Source organism: Aromatoleum toluolicum, from assembly GCF_012911005.2.
Lineage (GTDB): Bacteria > Pseudomonadota > Gammaproteobacteria > Burkholderiales > Rhodocyclaceae > Aromatoleum > Aromatoleum toluolicum.
Map to the genome: position 1 here is coordinate 26,152 of NZ_WTVS01000047.1, position 19,964 is coordinate 46,115.

Sequence of the window (19,964 nt, forward strand, 5' to 3'; positions counted from 1 at the left end):
GCTTGACGTTTAACGTAACACAATATAAATTAAAAGCCATGACGATTCGTTCTTTCCGGTGCGCCGACACCCAGGCACTTTACGAGGGCCTGAGCCCGAAGCGGTTTCGGAACATCGAAAGCGTCGCAGAGCGGAAGCTGCAAATGCTGGATGCTGCTGTGGAGCTGAGCGACTTGCGGACGCCACCGGGCAATCGCTTGGAGCCTTTGAGCGGGAACCGCGCGGGCCAGTACAGCATCCGCATCAACGCCCAGTGGCGCGTGTGCTTCACCTGGACGGCGGCGGGGCCGGAAAGCGTTGAGATCGTCGATTACCACTGACCTTTACAGAGAAACGGAAATGGCGACCAACAGAATGCGACCGATCCACCCGGGCGAAGTCCTGCGGGAGGAATTTCTCGTGCCGCTCGATATGAGCGCCAGTGCGCTGGCCACGGAGCTCCGGGTGCCGGCACCGCGTATCAACGATATCGTTCGCGAGCGCCGGGCGGTCACACCGGACAGCGCTTTGCGGCTGGCGCGCTACTTCGGAAACACAGCGCAGTTCTGGCTGAACCTCCAGAGCGCTTTCGATTTGAAGCAGGCGGAAAAGGAAGCTGGCGACAAGATCGCCGAAGAAGTACGCCCGCTGCAAAGGGTGACTTAAGTCGTACCCGTCCCGGTGCGGGCAAACATCAGGGAGCGGGGATAGGAAGGTGCGGGAACACCGACCCATCCCCTGACCACAATACACTACACGGAGTGCATCAATGGCTGACGCTATCATCGCAGAAACGAATCAGAAGCTCCTCGACAATATTGACGCGGCCGATACCGCGAACGCACGGCTATACCAAGGGATGGCAATCATCGGCGTGCTCGAGAACATTGCCCTACGCGCGGTCGAGAAGAAGACCAACGATCTGGAACTGAGCGCCGAACAGATCGCGCAAACGCTTTGGGCTGCACGTGAGCTCATCGAACAAGCCCAAAGCGCCGTGAATCGCATCGACTTGCGCGCGGCCGCTTAACCACATGGGGCCACGTGTTCATGGCGCACAAGTACGGCGACGCGATCATGCTCGCAGACTGAAGCCATGTTTCTCAACGCCCAGGAAGTCCGAGATCTCACCGGCCGGCAGAGAGTAACTGCCCAGGCAAAGGCGTTGGACAGCATGGGCATTCCATACCGCCGGCGACCAGACGGCACGCTGGCGGTGCTCCGTACCGCCGTCGAGGCGATACTCGGCGGCGACACCATCACCCCAAAAGCTGCGTCGGCTAAGTCGGAGCCCAAGGTGAGACCGCCCGTTGATGATGGGCGGGTCCATCCTTGGGATTACGCGAAGGGCAGAAAGAAGAAGAAGGGATAGCGGATGCTCTTCAGGAATAGCCGGGAAGCGATGCTGTTTTGGCAGAAAATTTCCGACGGCAGACTAGACAGCAACACCATCGAGCGCCTCAAGGAGGTCGCTTTCGAGATTGTCCAAGCTACGTTTGCCGACGAGTATGAACACGCAGCAAGGCGAGCTGATGCAACGCTACGCGCTGTTGGCTGGGGCGGCCGCATGGAGAAATATCCTGGCTTGAAGCACTTGGCGACCGAGGAGCTTCCTGACGCTGCGCCTACCGATATCGCAAAGGTGGCCGACCTATTACTGGCAGATTTTCCGACCGACGCCGATGCAAAGACAATTGCGAAAACCGTGCGAGCCTATCGCTCCCGTAAATAGGCTAAACGAGTGACGGCTGTTGAGCCGCTTCGCGGTGCTCGAGCACTCGCAGGACTACCCGCTCCACGCTGATTTTGTTCGATGTGCGGGTTTGCACGATCCGCATCTCGACAGTGAGCACGTCACCCTTTCCGAACCGCTCGCCATTATTTACCCTGGCGATGAAGGTTTGATCTTCGATAGCTGCGGAAAACGATGATGTGCCGGTCCCGTCGCTGAACCGCCACTTGTTGCCATCCTGAAATACTGGCGCGACCAGGATAAGGGCCATGGTGACAACGTTCTCGGATACCGGTGACTCTTTCGCAACGGGCACGAAGTAATCAGCCTCATGCTGCGCGACGTGAGCGACCGGCTCGCCTTTCGAGGCGATTTCCACACCGGTGATCCCCGTTTGGTTCAGCGCATCCTTGATGAACCGACCAACCGAATCCGCGCCCTTCTCGGAAAAGACCAGATTCAGAGTGTCGGTCTGCACCTGGATGATCTGCCCGGTGTTGTTGGTCACCGAAACCGATTGGCCGGATTGATTCACCTCAGTCGGAGGTGATCCCTTCAGATGCTTCCAGAGACCAAACGCCTCCTGAAGCACAGTGACAAGGTGATCCGAGGTGAAGGAAGCGAATATCGTCGCCGCCGGTCCTCCCACGCTGAAGACCAGATCAGTGATGAAGGATCCCTTGCCAAAGCCAGCGACATTCGCCTTGGCATCGGCAGCGTCGCCGAAGGTCGCCTTGACCGCAGTCACCATGAACTCCGAGAAGGCGATCATGTTGGCGGACGCCTGATAGACATCCATCAGCCCTTCATCGACGGCGGGGCCCGTGTAGCGCAAGGACAGTCTGGTTTCCATGCGACAGATTATGCCGAACTGATCGAGGAACGCCACCAGATGAACGCACAAAGTACGTAGGACGTGCATCTAGCACATAGAGATACTGGCATCAACATTCCACAACAGGGAGAAATGCCGGTATGGACACAGCAACTAGCAGCAACGCATCTGGCCTGCGCAGCGCCCTTTTCGGCCAGGCCGGAATGACGACCGAGCAGGCAGCCGACTACTTGGGCATCAAGCCCATCACTCTGAGAACCTGGCGCTGCAACAAGCGCTACACCATCCCCTTCATCAAGGTCGGCGGCCGCATCCGCTACCGCAAGGAAGACCTCGACGCTTGGCTGGAATCCCGTACCGTTGGCGCTCAGCGAGGGGTATCGGCATGAAGCCCAAGGCATCACGCGTTGTGGCGATCCACGAAGCCGGGCATTGCCTCGCACACTGGTGGAATGGCCAGAGCATTCACAGGGTCATCGTGCGCCCCTCGTCGGTGCGCGAGCCGGTTATTGACCGTCGAGGGCGGGAGGTCCGTTGCCAGGGCCTCACAGAGGCATCGTCGTTCATCTCTTCGCCGGCGTTTATTCCACTGCTCCCGCCGCGTCCGGATCTGCTTGAGGACGTCGAACGCGATCTGCTGCACGCCTATGCAGGCCCGGTTGCGGAGTCCCGGCAGAATCATGGGAGCCTCGTCGTCGTTCTACTGACGAGTGCAGGTGCGGGCGACAGTCAGCACGCTGATGAACTGCTGGCTCTACTCCCAGAAGATCAGCGACGTGGAGCTTCAGCGAGGGCGCTAGCGCGATCCCGGTCGCTCGTCGGTCGATATTGGCGCGCGCTTTCCGCTGTGGCCGATCTCCTTCAGGAAAAAGGCGACGTTGAGGGGGACGAGATCATGAGCCTGTTCGCTGCCGTGACCGGCGAGACGCAGCGCTGGAAGGGAAACCCCCTCGCGTCGATTCCGATGAGGGCCGCAGCCTGAAGGCGACGAGCTTCGCCGCAGTTCTGGACGGCCTGACGCGCGAAATACCCCAAGTCCATACCGGCGCCCCGGCGCCAACAATCGAGCCCGGCCGCTACCGAGATCCACCCGTCGAATCCGAAGGCGGCGAGCTATGACGCCGCCAGCCCGAGAGGCCGCCGCGAGCGGCCTTTTTCATGCCCGGAGAGAGGGGTGCGCGTACCGATTCCTCACGGTGCGAGAGTGGCGCAGCGAAACGCAGGAAAACGCAACTAGGAGCACTGCAATGGGGTTGATCAACTACAAGCGGACGGTGGAGAAGCTCGGCGCCGGGGGTGACGGCCCGTGCAAACGAACCGTCGAGGGCATGGTGAAGCGGGGTGAATTCCCTGCGCCCATCCGCGTATCGCCGCGGCGCGTCATGTTCGACGAAACAGAGGTCGATGCTTGGATCGAGTCGCGCCGACGGCAGGGAGGACCGCGGCATGAACGCGCCACTACAACGTGAAAACGCCCTGCCGGGGGCAGACCGGCGGGGCGTAGGGGGCGAAGCAGAAACGACTGACGACGCGATGGGCTTGGCGTCGGCGGACCTGAAGTCAATCGAAAGAAATACGACGATGACGACCGCGAACGAAAGATTATCCGCTGCTCAAAAATTAGGCAATGTGTCCGCAGCGCTCGGGGACGTGATCACCGTCATTCGTGATCCGGTGCAGCCACTGGGCAAGCGCTTTCTCCTCAAGGCCAATGGCAAGGTCGAAAAAGGCGCGGAAATAAAAGCAGCCTTCTGCTACGGGCGGATGATCCATGTCCCGGATCACAACGCGCTCACCGCGCTGCTGGCGCGCGTGGCCAAGGACGATCACTTGGCCATCATCAACAGCCGCTTCAAGGACGTCGAGATAGGCGAGCGTTTCATCATCCTGTCGGAAGCGGAAATTGAGCGCCGCTACAACGTGAAGGGCCGGGAAAGCGCCGCAGGTATCCATCCCGTTGCTGACGACCCTGAAGGCTGCACGAAGGCAATGGGCCGCTTTGCCGAGAACGTCGAGCCGTCCGCGTGGCAGATCCTTGATCGTGACACCGACGAGCACACACCGGCCGAGTTTGCGTCGATGGACTACGACACCTGGGTGACCTACGTTGATCAACTCCTGCCCGGAGTGCAACTCGTTGATCGCACCCGCGCGTCTTCCGCTTCCAGCAGAGTACTGCTTGACGGCGTCCCGGTGGGAAAGGGCAACGGTCACACCTGGATCAAGCTCGAGAATGCCCAAGACGTCGATCGCATTCGCCAGTTGCTCACCATACGCGCCATGGAGCTCGGCCTGTCGTGGTTGAAGCCTCGAGTCAGTCGCGTGACCGGTGAAGTGGTCGGCCACAGTACAGCCACGATTGTGGATCCGTCAGTCTGGTCCCGCGGGCGCATCATATTCGTAGGCAAGCCTGTTGCCGACGGCACAGGATTGACCGTCAGTGAGCAGCGCATCGAGCACACGCCGGGGCTGACCGGCTGCGAGCTTTCCACCGGTGAGTTGATATGCCCCATCCCTGAACGAGTTCGCGAAATTGCCAAGGCTGCAGGAGTTGATCTCCGCATCCGTGGCGGCGGCGGCGCGGGTATGGCGTTCGACGCCTACGACCTGACGCTGGCGACGGAAGTCGAGCTCAAAGGGCACGGGCTGATGACTGTCGAAGAAGCTGCCGACTTGCTCGACACCGAGAGGAAGATCCGCTGCCAAACCCCTTTTCGTGCTTCCGATTCGTGGGCCGGCGTCTTTTCCCGCGGCGCCGACGGACGGCCGTTTGTTTTCGATTCGGGCACCAACACGACGCACTGGTTAAGCGATCACGACCACGAGCTGCTGACGTTCTCCGATCTGACCGACCTTCCCCTGACTGCTGAAGAGGAGGCGGAGCAGGCCGCGATCAGAAAACGGAATGCGGAGAAAGCCGCGAAGATCACCCAGGCCGCGATCGAGAAAGCGATGGCGCCGTCGTTGCCTGAGATCCTCAGCACCATCGAGTCGGCCGACCTTCTGGGGATTGGAGGCCGCGAGCTCGCGACGAAGGTGATCGATGACCTTGTTACAGCCCGCGTCAGTAGCATCGACGAAGAGACGGTCCTCAAAAGCTTGAAGGAGGCAACCGGGCACTCTCTCAAAGCGCTGCGCGAATCCCTCGGCGAGGCTCGCCGGAGAGGCCCCGGTGACGACTACACCGGCGTCGGGGTCGATTGGCCCGTACCAACGGCCCGTGCCTTCCTTCAGGAATGCCATACGTCCGCCGATGGCCTGACCCTACGCTACTGGCAGGACGAATTCATGGCGTGGGGGAACGGTCGCTATCGCACCATTAGCAACGCGGACGTTCGTGCAGGAATCTATGCGCTCTTCGAGCGCCACAAAGTGGCCTTGCCAGGCCGAGGACCGGTAGACAACACCATCGACGCGCTCAAGGCGCTGATCAACGTGCCTTCGACCAGCACGATGCCGAGTTGGCTGTGCGCCATCGCGCCCGCCCCCGTGTCCGAGCTGATTGCTGTAGGCAACGGTTTGCTGCACGTCCCCTCCCGATCCCTGCTCCCGCACACACCGCGCTTCTTCTCGACAAGCGCCGTGGATGTAACGTATTCGCCCGATGCACCAGAGCCGGTGGCCTGGATCAACTTCCTTGCAGCGGCCTTCCCCGACGACCCCGAATCGATCGAGGCGTTGCAGCAGTGGTTTGGCTACCTGCTGACTCAAGACACAACCCAGCAGAAGGCGCTGATCTGCGTCGGACCGAAACGCTGCGGCAAGGGCACGATCGCCCGAGTCCTGCGGGGCTTGCTCGGCGATCACAACTGCGCGGGTCCTACCCTTGGGCAACTCGCTCGTCCGTTCGGCTTGCAGGGACTGATCGGCAAGTCTCTGGCGATCATCTCCGATGCCCGTGTCGGAGGCGGAGCCGACCTTCAGGCGATCAGCGAAAACCTCCTGCGCATTACCGGCGAGGACGCCATCAGCGTGGAGCGAAAGCAGATCTCCGACTGGGTCGGCAAGCTGACAACGCGCTTTGTCCTGACGACCAACATCCTGCCCGGAATTGTCGATGCCGGTGGGGCGGTCGCATCACGCTTCATCGTCATCAAGTTCAAGCAATCGTTCTTCGGGCGCGAGGACACAAGGCTGACCGGCAAGCTGATGGCCGAACTGCCCGGGATTCTCAATTGGGCACTGGATGGGCTGGCAAAGCTTCAACGACGTGGCGCTTTCATCCAGCCAGAGAGCGGAGTTGCTGCAGTCGATGAGCTCATCCGCAAGACGACGCCGATCGTCGGCTTCATCGCGGACGTCCTAACCTACGACAGCGCCCGCTGGGTGGCGAAGGAAGCTCTCTACGACTGCTACAAGGCCTGGTGTCACGACGAGGGGATGAAATTCACGCTGCAGAAGAATGCGTTTTTCAGCGAACTCTATGCCAACTCTGACGGGCGGATCACCAGCATCCTCCCGCGAGTGGGGGAAGATCGCGTGAAAGCAGTCCGCGGCGTTCGACTTGCCGACGATTGGCGCGCTCGAAATGGGTGCCTGGAATCCGCAGAAAACCGCGCGAAGGTAGAAGGGAGCATTGATCGTGCGTAATTCTGCTCGCTCGTCCTCGTCGCTGGTACGGGTGGTACGGGTCAAAACCCATTGCAGTGAGAAGTCTGTTCTCTCTATTGCTGACGAATTCGCTGCAGACCGATATAGAGAGGTTCTTAGTAGGTGCGTAATAGAGCGTGACCCGTACCACCCGTACCAACCTCAAGGGGGCCGAAACCCAGGTTCCGCTTGGTTGTAGCCGAGTAGGTCGGAAGGCAACGGCACTCGCCCAGTGCCGTGGGTTATTGGAGCAGTACGCGCGAACGCGTGGCCGGGCGATACAGGTAGCAGCGGTCGAGAGCGGAGACGAGGACTTGTTGCACGCATCGCGCGCCAGGTGCGCAGGCGGGCACACGATATGGGGCGCCCCCAACCGCGGACGGCGCGAAGGTTACGAAGCACACACCCCAACGCGCGATCGCAGCCAGGCGATATAGGAGGAAAACGGCATGCTAATGCCGATGGGCAAATTCAAAGGACAGCCGGTAGAGGCGATGACCACCGCCTACCTGCACTGGCTGGTCTGCAACGATGCGATTCGCTTCAAGCGTTGGCCCCTCGTGGAGGAGGCCCTGCGCATCCTGCGCAGCCGGTTCGAGGACTTCGACGCGCTGCTGGCCGGGCTAAAGGTCGATAGGCCGCCGCCGCGCCGCTGGGACACGCCGGAGCGCACCGAGCAGCGCGCGAAGGAGAAGGCCGAAAAGTTGCACCAACTCGAAGAGCGGCGGGCAGAAGAGCGTAAGCGCCGCCGGGAGGAAAGGAGCGCTCAAAGGATCCTGATGCAGATGCAGGCCCAGGCGGAAGTGATCCGCCAACGTCGGGAGGCGAGCCTTCCGCCAAGCAGCGAGCCACCGCCGGGGGTGTGGAGGGATGCCTCGTACTTCGTCCGGCAATCGCGCGAGGCGGCAGTCGATCCCAATGACGCGAGCGACTTGGTGTAGGAGCAGATCAATGAGCGCATTTATCACGTTGGGCAATGCCGCCCGGCTCCTCGCCGCGGAGGGCGACGGATCCGACGACGTCGCTCTCTGGCTATCCCTGCTGGAGAGTCACGCGGACGATCTCAGAGCCGTGAGGACGTGGATCGACCGCACCCATACAGCCCTTCCTGGGGGCATTTCCTACTGGCGCAGCCCGGACCAATGGCAAATCCCTCGTGCGCTATTCCTGGCATGGTGTGACAAGCACGGGTTTCAACCGCATCGTGATGAAGAAGGCATCCCTTCCACCCGCGATACCACGCCCCACGGCGGCGCAGACCGACGCGGGAAGCAGATTGCCGTGATCCTCGAGGCCATCGGACGCAGGGGATGGAATGCGATGCGCATCCCAACGGGCGGAAAAGGGGAGATCAAATCCGACTGCCTGACCGATGCGAGGCTTTTCACTAAATCCGGCTTCGACCGTGCATGGCAGGCAGCAATTAATGCTGGGCATCTGCGCATGGAAAACCACGATACCTACGCCCGAAGATAAGGAGGGAGTGGGCATGTGCGCACCTCAAAATGCGCAGATGCCCACTCTGGCCGCCCACTCGCCGGCCTCGATACATTCGCCCCATCCTACAAGGGAGTCAGGCGAATGCAGCGCGAACCACTCAACATCAAATTCGTGATCCCGGCCATGCCGGGGTTCTTCTCGTTGTCGCTTCTCTACGACGAGAAGGATCAGATCATCGACGCATGCAAAGAGCCTGTCGTCGGCTGGGCGATCGACCAGTACAACATCGTTTGCCCGGTGACCCCCGACAACATCGATGAGGATGCGCTGGCGACGCTGAACCCGGACGGTACCGTTCAAAGCCCTTGCGGCTCGTGGGACTCCCTTGGCGATTGGCTCGCCGAGCAGAAGGTATCTCGAGGATAACGGGGAGAGCGCCATGCCCTTTGCACTCTCCACCGCCGACCTCCCCTTCCGCACCGCCAGTTCATTCTGACCATGTCGGCGAGACTCATTGCGGTGAATGACCGCGGTATTCGGATCGGTGAGCACCACCAGAACGCCCGTCTCACAGATGCCGAGGTGGATCTCATCCGCGAACTGCATGAGGACGAGGGCATGGGTTATGGAGAGCTTGCAAAGCGCTTCGACGTCGGCAAATCGACGATCGCTGACATCTGCACATACCGACGCCGCGCCCAGACCATCGCCCGGTGGGTACGAATCCAGGAGAAATGCGAATTGATCGACCGCAGTGATTATCTCGACGCCGAGTCCCTGGCCGCCCACCTAGGCTACCCGAACCGGCAGGCCATGACTGCCACGCACGACCGGCTGCCCACCCCGGATACGGTCTTTGAAGGCAAGCCGCTCTGGCACAAGGACACGGCGACCGCGCTGCTCGAAATGCGATCCAGGGCAATCCACGCCGCATTCGGCGGCAAGAAGGAGATTTGACGTGCCCCGTGTGCCAACCCTAGACAACTTCGGCGTGATGCCGAACCAACTGCCGGGCGTGCAAGTGCGCCCGGTCGCGCCTCGCGTCGATCCCGGCCAGCAACTTGCGCAGTTCGGCGGCGCGGTGGAGCGTGCCGGCGCGAAGGTGATGCAGATCGAAGACGACATGCAGCTTCAGCAGGACCGAGCCGAAGCCAAGGACATCGATTCGCGCTTCACCGAGGGCATCAACGATCTGCAGTTCAACGCGCAGAGCGGGTATCTCACAACGCAGCAGGGCAAGAACGCCGTCGATGCCTACGAGGACACCATGCGCACGGTCGAAAAGCTGCGGAACGATGCCATGTCGAGCACACAGAACACACGCGTGCGGGCGATGATCGGCAACGTGCTCGCCGAGCGCGCGCAGTCGGCAACCGCCACTATGTCTCGCCACTTCGCCGCGGAAAACCGTAAGTGGCAGGTGCAGAGCAGTCAGGACCGCGCCGACGTAACGCTGCGCGACGCGGCCGCGAACTTCGACAACCCGGACGTTTTCACCCGTTCCCTCGGCACCGCGCACGAGGAAGTCGAAGCGCAAGGCGCGCTGCTCGGCTGGGACGATGCGACGAAGCGCCTGCAGCGCGAGAAATACACCGAATCGGCCTTCAAGATGCGTTACGACGCATGGCGGCAGGTTGATCCGGCTGCTGCACTGGCGGATCTGCAGCAAAACGGCCGGCTGCTCAACCCCGTGACGCGCGATCAGATCGAGCGTGAGCTCTTCGCCGCTGCCGCCCCCGTGCTGGCGGTGCAGATCAACAAGGCCGGCGGCGTCGGCACGCTCACGGCGCCCGGATCGACCGCTTCAACCTCCCCGCGTGGCGAGCGCAACAACAATCCCGGCAACCTCGTCCGCGGCGAGACGCCGTGGGAGGGCGAGGTGCCCGGCCCCGATGCCCGTTTCGCTGCCTTTGCCACGCCCGAAGCGGGTATCCGCGCGATGGGCAAGAATCTGCTCGCCTACCAGGACAAGCACGGCATCAACACTGTAGAGGGCATCATCTCGCGCTGGGCGCCGGCCAGCGAGAACGACACCGCCGCCTACATCCGCACCGTGGCCGGCGCGATCGGCGTCAAGCCCGATGCCGCGATCGACCTGCACGACCCGGCCACGCTGCAGGCCGTGACAAAGGCAGTTATCCGATTCGAGAACGGCCGCCAGCCCTACACCGACCAGCAGATCGACGCGGGCCTCGCCGCGGCGACCGGCAAGGCACCGTTGCCATCTGTGCCGGCCTCGTCCGGTGCCTCCACTGCGCAGCCCTGGCGCGATCCGGCGGTGCGCACCGGCAATGCCGTCGTCGATGCGTTGCCGCCCGACCAGCGCATGCACGTCCTGCAGCTCGCACGCAGCTACGATCAGGAGGCGCTGCAGCTCGCCCGCACGTCCCTGGGCACGCGCGTGCAGGATGCGCAGTCCGAATACCTGACACGCGGCACCGCGGCCAATCCGCCGACCGAGGCGGAATTCATCCGCGCCTATGGGCAGGATGAGGGCATCACCCGGTATCGCGCACTGCAGGATACGGCGACGCTCGGGCAGCGCTTGCAGCAGATCAAGACGATGCCTGATGCGGATCTCGCCCGCCTGCTGGCGGACGCCACGCCGACAGCGGGGGACGGGTTTGCCGCCCGCCAGCGCAACTACGAGATCCTGCAGCAGGGTGTCACGCTCGTGCGCAAGCTCCGGGCCGAGGATCCGGTGCAGACGGCATTCGAGAACCCCGGATACGGTCTCGAGCCGCTCGCGCGCTTCGACGGGCCGGAAGCGCTCACCGAACTCCGAGCGCGGGGCACGGCGATGGCACGCATCGCGCGCGACTACGCCGCGCCGCCCGCGGTGCTGACGCAGCGCGAGGCCGATCAGTTCCGCGGCTACCTTGGCGGGATGCAGGCCGTCGATAAGGCGCGCGTGCTCGAGCAGGTGACGGGGGCAGTAGGCCCCGCCGGGATGCAGGCCATCTCCGCGCAGCTCAAGGACAAGGATTCGACGCTGGCAATCGCCGGCGTGCTCGCCTCGAAGCGCACGACCTACGGCAACTCGACGGCGCGGCTCTACCTGGAAGGCAAGGAGATGCTTGCCGAGAAGCGCGCCAAGATCGACACGTCCGCCGAGACGGGGATCCGCGCGCGGATCTTCACCGCCATCGACGGCGTGTATCTGTCGCCGCAAGGCCGCGATGCCGCCGCCGATGCCGCGTTCGCGATCTACGCCAAGCTCAAGAGCGAGGGCGACGACGATGTAGAGCGCGCGGTGAGCCTCGCCACCGGCGGGGTGATGGAGTTCAACGGCGCGAAGATCGCCAAACCCTACGGGTGGGAGGATTCGCGCTTCCGCGACGCGCTGCGAACCACCCTGCCGGCTGGGCTCGCCGCTGCAGGCGGGGAATACGTCGTCGGCAATCAGCGTGTCACTGCACAGGAATTCGCGCGGATGCTGCCAGGCGCCCGCCTGCAGACCTTCGGCGACGGTGGCTACCTCGTGAAGGCCGGCAACGACGTGGTACGCCGCGCCGACGGCAGCCCCTTCATCCTCCAAGTGGGACAGTGAGATGTTCGACAACCTCTTCCCCGCCGCCCGCGACACATCCCTATCGCAAGTCGTGCAGCGCCCGCCCGAGCCGGACGAGCCGCCCGGCGCCTTCCAAGGATTCGGCAGCGCACTGGCCGACGCACTGCCGCACGCCGCGAACACGTCGGCCAGCGCCTGGACGGCCATTCTCGAAGCCTACGGGCACGCGGCCGCCTTCCGCGACGCGCCGACGAACGCACTGATCAATGACGAGGCGACGCCCGCCCCCGCAGCGCTCCGCGCTCAGACCATCGAGCGAATGGGCAACAGCGAGGCCGCGCGCCAGTTTCGCGAGCGCGCCAAGGACTTCGCGCCTGATCCTGCATCCGTAGGGCTAGCCGGCCAGATTGCGCACGGGCTCGTGTCCGGTGTGGCGAAGATGGGCGCCTACGGCATCGCCGGCCCGGTCGGCGTCGTCGGATTCGGCCTCGATCAGGGGGTGAATACCTCGCAACGACTCACCGATCAGGGCGTCGATGAGGCGACCGCTGCCGGCGCGGGTGTGATCTCCGGTGTGGCCGGCGCCGTGTCGATGGCGCTCCCGCCAGCGCTCGGGGCCACGCGGGCGCAGAGTGCGGCCGTCGGCGCTGTGGCGAACCCGGCCATGCTCGTCGCCGAGACGGGCAGCATCCGGCTGCTGCTCGAGCATGCCGACTACGACAAGATCGCAGCACAGTATCAGCCGTTCGATCCGGTGAATCTCGCGATCGCCTCGCTCACCGGCGCCGTGTTCGGTGCGGCCTTCCACCAGGGCAAGCCGGAAGCGCCGAGGCTCACCGCGGACGAACACGCCGCGCTGCTGGTGATGAACGAGGTCCGCGTGCGTGACGGTGATGCGCTCATCCGCGCGGGCGACGTTCAGGCCGCCAACGCAGCGCGCGAAGCGCAGGCGCTCGCCCGTCAGCAGCTCGATGCAGGCGAGGCGGTGAGTGTAGCGCCGCACGTCGCGCCCGATCTGGCGCAGCTCGACGCCGTGTATCAGCGCGTTCGCGACACTGCGCCGCCCCCGGAGCCACCGCCCCCCGATGCGATGGGGGATCTCGTAACGGAAGCGCCCATCGGCGCCGTCGCACCGGACAGCCCGCCCGCTGGCGGAATTCTCGACCAGGTGCGCGAAGTGGCCGCGCGCATGTTGGGCCGCGAGGAGGCACCACGCCGGGCAGACACCCCGGAGCAGATGCGGGCCTTCGAGATCGCCGCACGCAACCCGGACACCGTGATCCGCACCGAGGACGGCGCCGAGGTCCGCGTCGCCGATCTGCTACGGCACGCCGACGACATCGAGGCACAAGCCAAGATCGAAACCGCAGCATTTGACGCGGCCGTGAGCTGCGCATTGAGGTTCCCGCAATGAGACGAGAATGCATCCAGGCAGTGGCCGCCGCGATCGGCCGCAGTGTCACCCAGCGCGAGGCCGAGGACATCGAGGCGCGCATCATCGAGTCGATGAAGCAGATCGCCCGCAAGGACCCTGCCGCGTGGCAGCAGCTCGGGCGCGACGAACGTCTGCGCACTGCCGCCAAGGAAGCCGGCGCCGGACTAATGGCGGAAGCCGCGAAGCGAAAGCAGCGCGTAGCGCTCACGATTCTCGCGCACGACAAGGTGATGAACCGGTACGCGTCGCTCGTCGGTGACGGGCTCAAACCCTTTCAGGCTGTCGGGCGCGTGCTCGACGACGCCAGCCGCTTCGCGCGTGGAGTCGCCAACGAGTATTTCTCCGGCCTGATCGACACCTTCAACGCCGTGCATCCGCGCTTTCTCGGCATGGTCGAGGACGCACGCGAGGCGGCTGATCTGGTGCGCGAAGTCTTCGGCGAGCACTCGGGCAACCCGCTGGCGGCGAAGGGCGCGAAAGCCTGGCTTGAAACCGTCGAGGCGATGCGTCAGCGCTTCAACGCTGCCGGCGGTGACGTGGGTAAGCTCGACTACGGCTACCTGCCGCAGCCGCACGACGATATCCGCGTGCTCAATGCCGGGCAGGCGAAGTGGGTGAGCGATATCCTGCCGCTGCTCGATCGGTCGCGCTATGTCTCCGCCGACGGCGCGCTGCTCAACGACGCGCAGATGGTGGATCTGCTGAACCACGCATGGGAAACCATCTCGACCGGCGGACTGAACAAGGTCGAGGCCGGGCAGGGTGCCGGCGCCAGCATGCGCGCCAACCGGGGCAGCGAGCACCGCGTGATCCACTTCAAGGACGCGACGAGCTACCTGACCTACGCCGCCAGCTACAACCGCGGGGGCGTCCTGTCGTCGATGCAGGGGCACGTTTCCCGGCTCGCGAAGGACATCGCACTGGTCGAGGAGCTCGGGCCGAATCCGAACGTGCAATGGGGTTTCCTGCGCGACACCGCAACCCGGACAGGCGATGCGGATCTCGTCGGGCCGTGGCTCGTCAGCACGCAGAACATGTGGGACGTGCTCAACGGCAACGCCGGCAGCGTCGTGAATGTGCGCCTTGCCGAAATCGCGCAGGGGGCGCGCAATATCGAGGTGTTCGGAAAGCTCGGCAGCGCGTTCATCTCCAGCATCACCGATCTGCCGACCTACTTCGTCACCGCCAGATTCAACCGGTTGGGCTTCGTCGATCCGCTGGTGAATCTCGTCCGCGCCTTTGGCAAGGATTCGCGCGACTACGCCAACCGCGCCGGCATCGTGGCCGAATCGATCATCAGCGACATGAACCGATGGGCCGAGTCGAACATCGGCAAGGGCTGGACGGGCAAGCTCGCCAACGCGACGATGAAGGCGAGCCTGCTGGAGGCCTGGACGGACGCAATCCGGCGGGGCTTCTCCGTCACCATGATGGGCGCACTCGGCAAGCTCTCACGCGCTGAATGGGGCACGCTGGCGACAGGCGACCGCGCACGCCTCGAAGCGAAAGGCGTGACCGAAACCGACTTCAAGGTGTGGCGTCTGGCCGCCCCGGAGGACTGGCGCGGCAGCCAGATGCTCACCCTGCAGGCAGTGCGGGCGACTCCCGAGGGCACGCTCACCGCGGCAGGGCTCTCGCTGCGCGACCAGAATCGCGCCGTGTCGCGCCTGCTCGGCGTCATTGCCGACGAATCGGAATATGCTTCGCTCGCGCAGGATCTGCAGACGCGCGCGGCCGTCACCCGCGGGACGCAGAAGGGCACGATCGAGGGCGAATTCCTGCGCTCGCTCATGCTCTTCAAGGGCTTCCCGCTGGCGATGGTGGCGCGGCACTGGGGGCGCATGGCTGATCAGTGGCGTGTGGGCGACAAGGCCTCTGCCGTGGCCTACGGTGCGGGGCTGACGACGGCGCTCACGATCTTCGGCGCGCTCGCCATCCAGTTGAAGGATCTGATCAACGGCAAAGACCCGCGCGACATGAGCACGCCGAAATTCTGGGGTGCGGCCTTCGCCCAGGGCGGCGGCGTCGGCATCTTCGGCGACTTCCTTTACACCGGGCTGGGCGGCCAGAACCGCGCGGGAGTGCCGAACTGGATGAACCTCTTCGGGCCGGTCATCGGCAGCGGCTTCGAGGCGGTCGATCTGACCGTCGGAAACGTCGGCGAGGCGCTGCGCGGCAAGGAGACGCACGCCGGCGCCGAGGCGTTGCGCTTCGCGAAGTCGCATCTTCCGTTCATGAATCTCTGGTACGCGAAGTCTGCGATCGACCACGCCGGCCTGCAGGATCTGCAGGAATACCTCTCACCGGGCTACCTCTCGCGGATGCGTAATCGGGCGCATACCGACTGGGGGCAGGACTTCTGGTGGAAACCGGGCGAGACGCTGCCGCGCCGGGCGCCGGATCTTGCGAATGCGATCAGGTGACGCGCCAACTGCCGAGATGCCTACGACTGGATGCATTGCGGGGGTTCCAGACGTGGCGCTGACTTCTTCGGAACCCGAGGGGCCGCCCATGTACTGAAACGCGATCTAGCAACCGCCGTAGTTCTTTCTGCCGCTCTTGGTGATCGTGTAGGTTCCGCCGCGAGGCCCCACGGAACAGCCCGGCGGAAGCGAGCTGGCTGCGGGTGAAGTCGCCCGCTCCATCGGTCTCGAAGACGGCGCCGCGGGCGACCGGAATTGTTGGGGGCTTCGCGATTCGCCGCCTCCGCTGCGGTGACAGTGATAATCACCGGTCTTCCGATTGTTGTGGCAGCCTTCAGCATTAAGCCCGCCGCCGTGCGCTAGCGCTGTGGAGCTTGCACTGCCTATGAGAATTGCGACAGTCAGCTTCGATATCGACATCTCTGCGTGTCTCCGAGTGACATTGTCGAAGGCGGGGCTCCGACTGGTCAGATTCGAGTACGCCGGACAAAGCGGAAGTCGGAACGGACGAGCAGGAAGCCCTAGGCAAAGTATCGGTGGCGTCAGCTAGGACGTCAAACTGCTGGGGTACCGACCGGCGGTGAGCCGAGAGCGCTCCCGTGGCGGCATCTCCGATGGTGAGCCCGGAATCGGAGCCCTCGCCGAAAGCGGGACGACCGCTGCTCCCAGTGCGCGGATCGGGAACTCGGCAACGCAGGCTCGTGTGGCAGTGTTACTGCTGAACGAACCTGCCACCCAGAAGGTAAGCAATGCATCCCGGAGTTCGGCAGCTCGTCAAGATTCTCGCTCGCCAAGCTGTGAAAGAACACTTGGAACGCGAGCACGCGCAGCTCGCCAAGAGTCATCCGTCACACCCGAGCCCGGAGGGGCGCATGCATGAGGCGAGCGGTGTTCCAGCGTCGGGCGCACCGTTCGACTACGTGGCCGACGTGGCACAGGAACCGGCCGCCCCGCCCGTTGCCTCGCAGAGAAAGCGATGATCCGGCCATATGTCGATCGCTGCCATTCGCCGCTAACCGCCGCCCATAGAACACCACTCGGCCTATGACTGGATGCGTCGCGATGTGTCCGGCCGGGGCACGGTTTTCTTCGGAACCCGCTGTGCTGCCCGGTATTGCAGCACGATCTCCACCAATTTCGGCTGGAACTGCCTCGCCAGGATCTCTCGACTGTCGGGGTGACGGACCAAGAGATCCGCGGCGCTGTTGAACACGTCGAGGCAAGCCGAATGCAGCGCCGTCGCAACAGACTCCGCTGCCGACAATCCATCATCCAGTGCGGGCGCCTTGCGAACCGCGCAGGCCAAATAGGCTTTCATGGTTTCGACGCCTACGGCCCTCCGCTTCTCTTGGGCAATCCGCTCGGCACGTTGCTCGAATGCCTGACACCGCAAGCCTTGCCCCGCCCGCACAAGGTCGCTGCCAATCCCGGCCAGCATCCAATTCAGCGCGGTAAGCTGGCAAGCACCGTCAGGGCAGCGGGTGACTTCGGCCAGCACGTCATCTACTGCTTGGTCGGCCAACTTGGAAAAGTCGGACTTGGCCTGAACATCCTGGCCAGCTGTGCAGACTTCGTCAGCTTGGTATTTCCGGTAAAGCAGCAGGCTGACCGCGTATGCCAAATCTCGCTTTTCGGGGCTACACATGCCCTCGACTTTGCCCCCGCACTCCCGCTCGTGAGCGACGAGGAACTCAGGCATCCACTCAGGGAAAGCCGCTTGGCAGACAGTTCGAATCAGTTTGCCATCGGAGCTACCCCACGTTGCCCAGCTACTTGGATTGTCGGTGCGTGACGACTCGATAGGCGGACCCAGTCGCATACCAAGGGAGCCGTCCTTACGGACGAGAAGACGCTCACGGTGAAATGTCGATAACCCAAAGCGCTGACAGTCGATCTGGGATTTTGCGATCTCCTGCGTTTCCGGCCTGGGCGTCATCTGCGTAGTCGTATAGCGCCGCCAAGTGGCCGAAACCGATTGCGGAGCGCCGGCATCGACGGCTAGCGATTCACTATTCCATTCGAACCACTCAACCCGATCCCCGGTTTCCCGTTGTTCGAATGGCGCCCAGCTCGAAGCCGTCGCCGAGAGAGGAGCAAGCATGGCCCCGCAGAAGATGGCTACCGCCGATTTGAATATCCACTGCATGACCGCCCCCTCGTAAGGTCGCCTGCCTGGGTGTAATTGCTTCCGCGCAGAACGTCGTCCTATGACTTGAACATGACCACCCGGAACACGTCAAGGCGGCGGCGCAACGCGAAAGTGGATGCCGCTCCGCTGGTAGCACCGGTAAATCCAGCAGATGCGAGGCGGCAAGCGGCGCGCGCCCTACTCCACATCGCCAGGCAGTAGCCCCGCGCGGCTTTCGATGAACCGTTCGATGTCACTGCGCCGGTATCGGATCAGGTTCCGTCCCAGCCTGATGATCGGCAGTTCCTTCTCGAAGCGCCCTTTTACGGCCCAGACGGCCAGGGTATTGGGCCTGAGTCGCAGCAGGTAGGCAGCCTCTTTACGCGTCAGAAGATCATGCGCGGGGCTACCGGCCGCGCTACCGGTGGAACTACGAAGGGTGCTACCTGCTGGCTTTTCTGGGACCATCTCTTCCTCGATCGATACCGCCAAATTGACATGCGGAAATGATTGAGGCGCCACGCTGTGCGGAAATAGATGGGGCTACCAATTCCGCACACCACCCCCTGAATTTGCTTGCGATGCGACCGGTGCGGGCGTTCTCTATTTCGCGCTCTTGGCCTGATGGTATCTGCGGTACATCGTCCCCAGCGAGTTACAGCGCGGGAAGTCAATATCGGATCCCTGCTCGGAAAACAGCTTCTCGCACGCACGGCGAACGCTGTACCCCTCGGCGACGATGGAATCGACGGATCTCTTCAGCGCGCTCAGTTGGGATAGACCCCAACGTTTCGGGGCCCCAGGCCGTATGCGCTCTTGAAAACCCCGCACGCAAAGCTCTGCGAGCTTGATGGCCAGTTGCCGATCCGCTCTCTTGTCCGTGGGGTGGATGTTGAAGTGCTCCATCAGCAGCCGGAGCTTTTGGTCGATGGTTTTCTCTCGCTCGACGACCATTTCGAGGAATTCGTGTGCCACGAGAAGCATCGAGGTGTTGGTCCAATCACCGAACACAGGTCTGGATGCCGCACGCCCAGGCTCAACCGCCGAAGAGAAGGTGCTCTCGGGGCGAGAAACAAGCCGCAGCGGTCGATCCAACGCGCCTCCGAACCGTGGCAGCGGTTGCCGTTTCCGGGCCATCCAACCTCCATGCAATCGGCTGCGCTTTGCGGATGAAGTAGCACCGAAGTAGCACCAAAGGAAAAGGCCACCCCGAGGAGTGGCCTAAGTCCTTGAATTTATGGCGCGCCCGAGACGATTCGAACGTCCGACCCCTGCCTTCGGAGGGCAGTACTCTATCCAGCTGAGCTACGGGCGCCTTGTGCCACTGGCGTGGCAACGGAACGCAGCATTATACCTGATCTGCGGCGCATGACGAATCCGGCCTTCGGAGGGCGGTAGTCGCGGCGGCAGTCGCCTCCGGATGCCCTCTCACCCGTCCCGCGCACTCAGGACGGCGAGGCCCTCCAGCGCCTTGTCGAAGTCGTAGGCGGCGACGCTGGCGGCGACGTGTTTCAGGGCGGGCGCGAGCGCGGTGCCGGCGGCGCGTGCGGTGAGGGCGTCGGCGGCCTCGGCAGCGGCGGGGTCGCTGTCTTCCAGCAGGGCCTTGAGATGCTCCAGATCCTGTTGCAGGTTCGCGGCGTCGATGGTCGCGACGATTGCCTGCGCCGGCGGTTGCGCGGCTTCCGCCGTACCGAGCTGCTGCAGGCCGTCGATGACGGGGGCGAGTTCGGCGAGCGTCCAGTCGAGCAGCGGGGTGAGCTGGTCGGTGGGCAGCTTGTCGCGGCAGGCGTGCTCGAGGGCTTCGGCGGCGACCTGGACGCGGCGGGCGCCGATGTTGCCGGCGTTGCCCTTGAGCGTGTGGGCGACGCGCAGGGCGGCGGTGGGGTCGGGG

22 protein-coding genes and 1 tRNA gene are annotated in these 19,964 nt (G+C 63.6%); 16 read left to right on the plus strand and 7 right to left on the minus strand.

Translation table 11 applies throughout. From position 1 onward, the window contains the following. The first annotated feature begins 38 nt into the window (after positions 1-38). The 5 genes from GPA27_RS19455 (at position 39) to GPA27_RS19475 (ending at position 1,711) form a co-directional block, all read left to right on the plus strand. Positions 39-320, plus strand: a complete 282-nt coding sequence (locus tag GPA27_RS19455) for a type II toxin-antitoxin system RelE/ParE family toxin (protein ID WP_169142139.1) — start codon at positions 39-41, stop codon at positions 318-320. Positions 321-339: 19 nt separating this feature from the next. Next, a complete protein-coding gene (locus tag GPA27_RS19460) occupies positions 340-645 on the plus strand; it encodes a HigA family addiction module antitoxin (RefSeq protein ID WP_169142140.1) in 306 nt (101 codons plus the stop codon). 103 nt (positions 646-748) lie between these two features. Next, positions 749-1,009, plus strand: coding sequence for a hypothetical protein (locus GPA27_RS19465; protein ID WP_169142141.1), 261 nt, complete (start codon positions 749-751; stop codon positions 1,007-1,009). 66 nt (positions 1,010-1,075) lie between these two features. Beyond that, positions 1,076-1,351, plus strand: a complete 276-nt coding sequence (locus GPA27_RS19470; RefSeq protein WP_169142142.1) for a DUF4224 domain-containing protein — start codon at positions 1,076-1,078, stop codon at positions 1,349-1,351. A gap of 3 nt (positions 1,352-1,354) precedes the next feature. Further along, the gene (locus tag GPA27_RS19475; protein ID WP_169142143.1) at positions 1,355-1,711 is read left to right on the plus strand and encodes a hypothetical protein; all 357 of its coding nucleotides are present in this window, start codon (positions 1,355-1,357) and stop codon (positions 1,709-1,711) included. Between the two features lies 1 nt (position 1,712). Here GPA27_RS19475 and GPA27_RS19480 read toward each other — a convergent pair whose 3' ends face one another. After that, positions 1,713-2,564, minus strand: a complete 852-nt coding sequence (locus GPA27_RS19480) for an LAPAL motif-containing putative phage structural protein (protein ID WP_169142144.1) — start codon at positions 2,562-2,564, stop codon at positions 1,713-1,715. A 122-nt stretch (positions 2,565-2,686) separates the two neighbouring features. Here GPA27_RS19480 and GPA27_RS19485 point away from each other — a divergent pair, with 122 nt between their 5' ends. From GPA27_RS19485 to GPA27_RS19535, 11 genes are all read left to right on the plus strand, one after another. Then, positions 2,687-2,935, plus strand: coding sequence for a helix-turn-helix domain-containing protein (locus GPA27_RS19485; protein WP_169142145.1), 249 nt, complete (start codon positions 2,687-2,689; stop codon positions 2,933-2,935). After that, positions 2,932-3,528 carry a hypothetical protein gene (locus GPA27_RS19490; protein ID WP_169142146.1) on the plus strand — a complete coding sequence of 199 codons (597 nt, stop codon included), beginning with the start codon at positions 2,932-2,934 and terminating at the stop codon, positions 3,526-3,528. Before GPA27_RS19485 ends, GPA27_RS19490 begins: the two co-directional genes overlap by 4 nt. A 265-nt stretch (positions 3,529-3,793) precedes the next feature. Beyond that, positions 3,794-4,015, plus strand: coding sequence for a helix-turn-helix transcriptional regulator (locus tag GPA27_RS19495; protein ID WP_169142147.1), 222 nt, complete (start codon positions 3,794-3,796; stop codon positions 4,013-4,015). After that, positions 3,993-7,136, plus strand: coding sequence for a DNA primase family protein (locus GPA27_RS19500; RefSeq protein ID WP_169142148.1), 3,144 nt, complete (start codon positions 3,993-3,995; stop codon positions 7,134-7,136). The genes GPA27_RS19495 and GPA27_RS19500 overlap by 23 nt, the downstream gene beginning before the upstream one ends. Before the next feature lie 449 nt (positions 7,137-7,585). After that, positions 7,586-8,077: a hypothetical protein gene (locus GPA27_RS19505; protein ID WP_169142149.1), complete on the plus strand. Its 492-nt coding sequence runs from the start codon at positions 7,586-7,588 to the stop codon at positions 8,075-8,077. A 10-nt stretch (positions 8,078-8,087) separates the two neighbouring features. Next, entirely contained in the window at positions 8,088-8,612 is a 525-nt protein-coding gene (locus tag GPA27_RS19510) for a hypothetical protein (RefSeq protein ID WP_169142150.1), read from the plus strand. A gap of 105 nt (positions 8,613-8,717) precedes the next feature. After that, a complete protein-coding gene (locus tag GPA27_RS19515) occupies positions 8,718-9,002 on the plus strand; it encodes a hypothetical protein (protein ID WP_169142151.1) in 285 nt (94 codons plus the stop codon). A gap of 93 nt (positions 9,003-9,095) precedes the next feature. Beyond that, positions 9,096-9,533, plus strand: coding sequence for a hypothetical protein (locus GPA27_RS19520; RefSeq protein WP_211165114.1), 438 nt, complete (start codon positions 9,096-9,098; stop codon positions 9,531-9,533). A 1-nt stretch (position 9,534) separates the two neighbouring features. Then, positions 9,535-12,126, plus strand: a complete 2,592-nt coding sequence (locus GPA27_RS19525; protein WP_169142153.1) for a hypothetical protein — start codon at positions 9,535-9,537, stop codon at positions 12,124-12,126. 1 nt (position 12,127) lies between these two features. Further along, the gene (locus tag GPA27_RS19530; protein ID WP_169142154.1) at positions 12,128-13,501 is read left to right on the plus strand and encodes a hypothetical protein; all 1,374 of its coding nucleotides are present in this window, start codon (positions 12,128-12,130) and stop codon (positions 13,499-13,501) included. Next, on the plus strand, positions 13,498-15,945 hold the full coding sequence (locus tag GPA27_RS19535; RefSeq protein ID WP_169142155.1) for a hypothetical protein: 2,448 nt from the start codon (positions 13,498-13,500) through the stop codon (positions 15,943-15,945). Before GPA27_RS19530 ends, GPA27_RS19535 begins: the two co-directional genes overlap by 4 nt. A gap of 105 nt (positions 15,946-16,050) precedes the next feature. On the opposite strand, the gene GPA27_RS29530 is transcribed toward GPA27_RS19535, so the two are convergent. The 6 genes from GPA27_RS29530 to GPA27_RS19560 all read right to left on the minus strand — a co-directional run. Next, on the minus strand, positions 16,051-16,365 hold the full coding sequence (locus GPA27_RS29530; protein WP_169142156.1) for a YHYH domain-containing protein: 315 nt from the start codon (positions 16,363-16,365) through the stop codon (positions 16,051-16,053). 622 nt (positions 16,366-16,987) lie between these two features. Further along, positions 16,988-18,091, minus strand: coding sequence for a hypothetical protein (locus GPA27_RS19540; RefSeq protein ID WP_169142157.1), 1,104 nt, complete (start codon positions 18,089-18,091; stop codon positions 16,988-16,990). Between the two features lie 180 nt (positions 18,092-18,271). After that, on the minus strand, positions 18,272-18,565 hold the full coding sequence (locus tag GPA27_RS19545; protein ID WP_211165115.1) for a helix-turn-helix transcriptional regulator: 294 nt from the start codon (positions 18,563-18,565) through the stop codon (positions 18,272-18,274). 111 nt (positions 18,566-18,676) lie between these two features. Beyond that, the gene (locus GPA27_RS19550; protein ID WP_169142158.1) at positions 18,677-19,168 is read right to left on the minus strand and encodes a hypothetical protein; all 492 of its coding nucleotides are present in this window, start codon (positions 19,166-19,168) and stop codon (positions 18,677-18,679) included. Positions 19,169-19,311: 143 nt separating this feature from the next. Beyond that, positions 19,312-19,388 (minus strand) — tRNA-Arg (locus GPA27_RS19555). 113 nt (positions 19,389-19,501) lie between these two features. Beyond that, positions 19,502-19,964: Hpt domain-containing protein (locus GPA27_RS19560; RefSeq protein WP_169142159.1), on the minus strand; the 463-nt coding region annotated here is incomplete at its 5' end.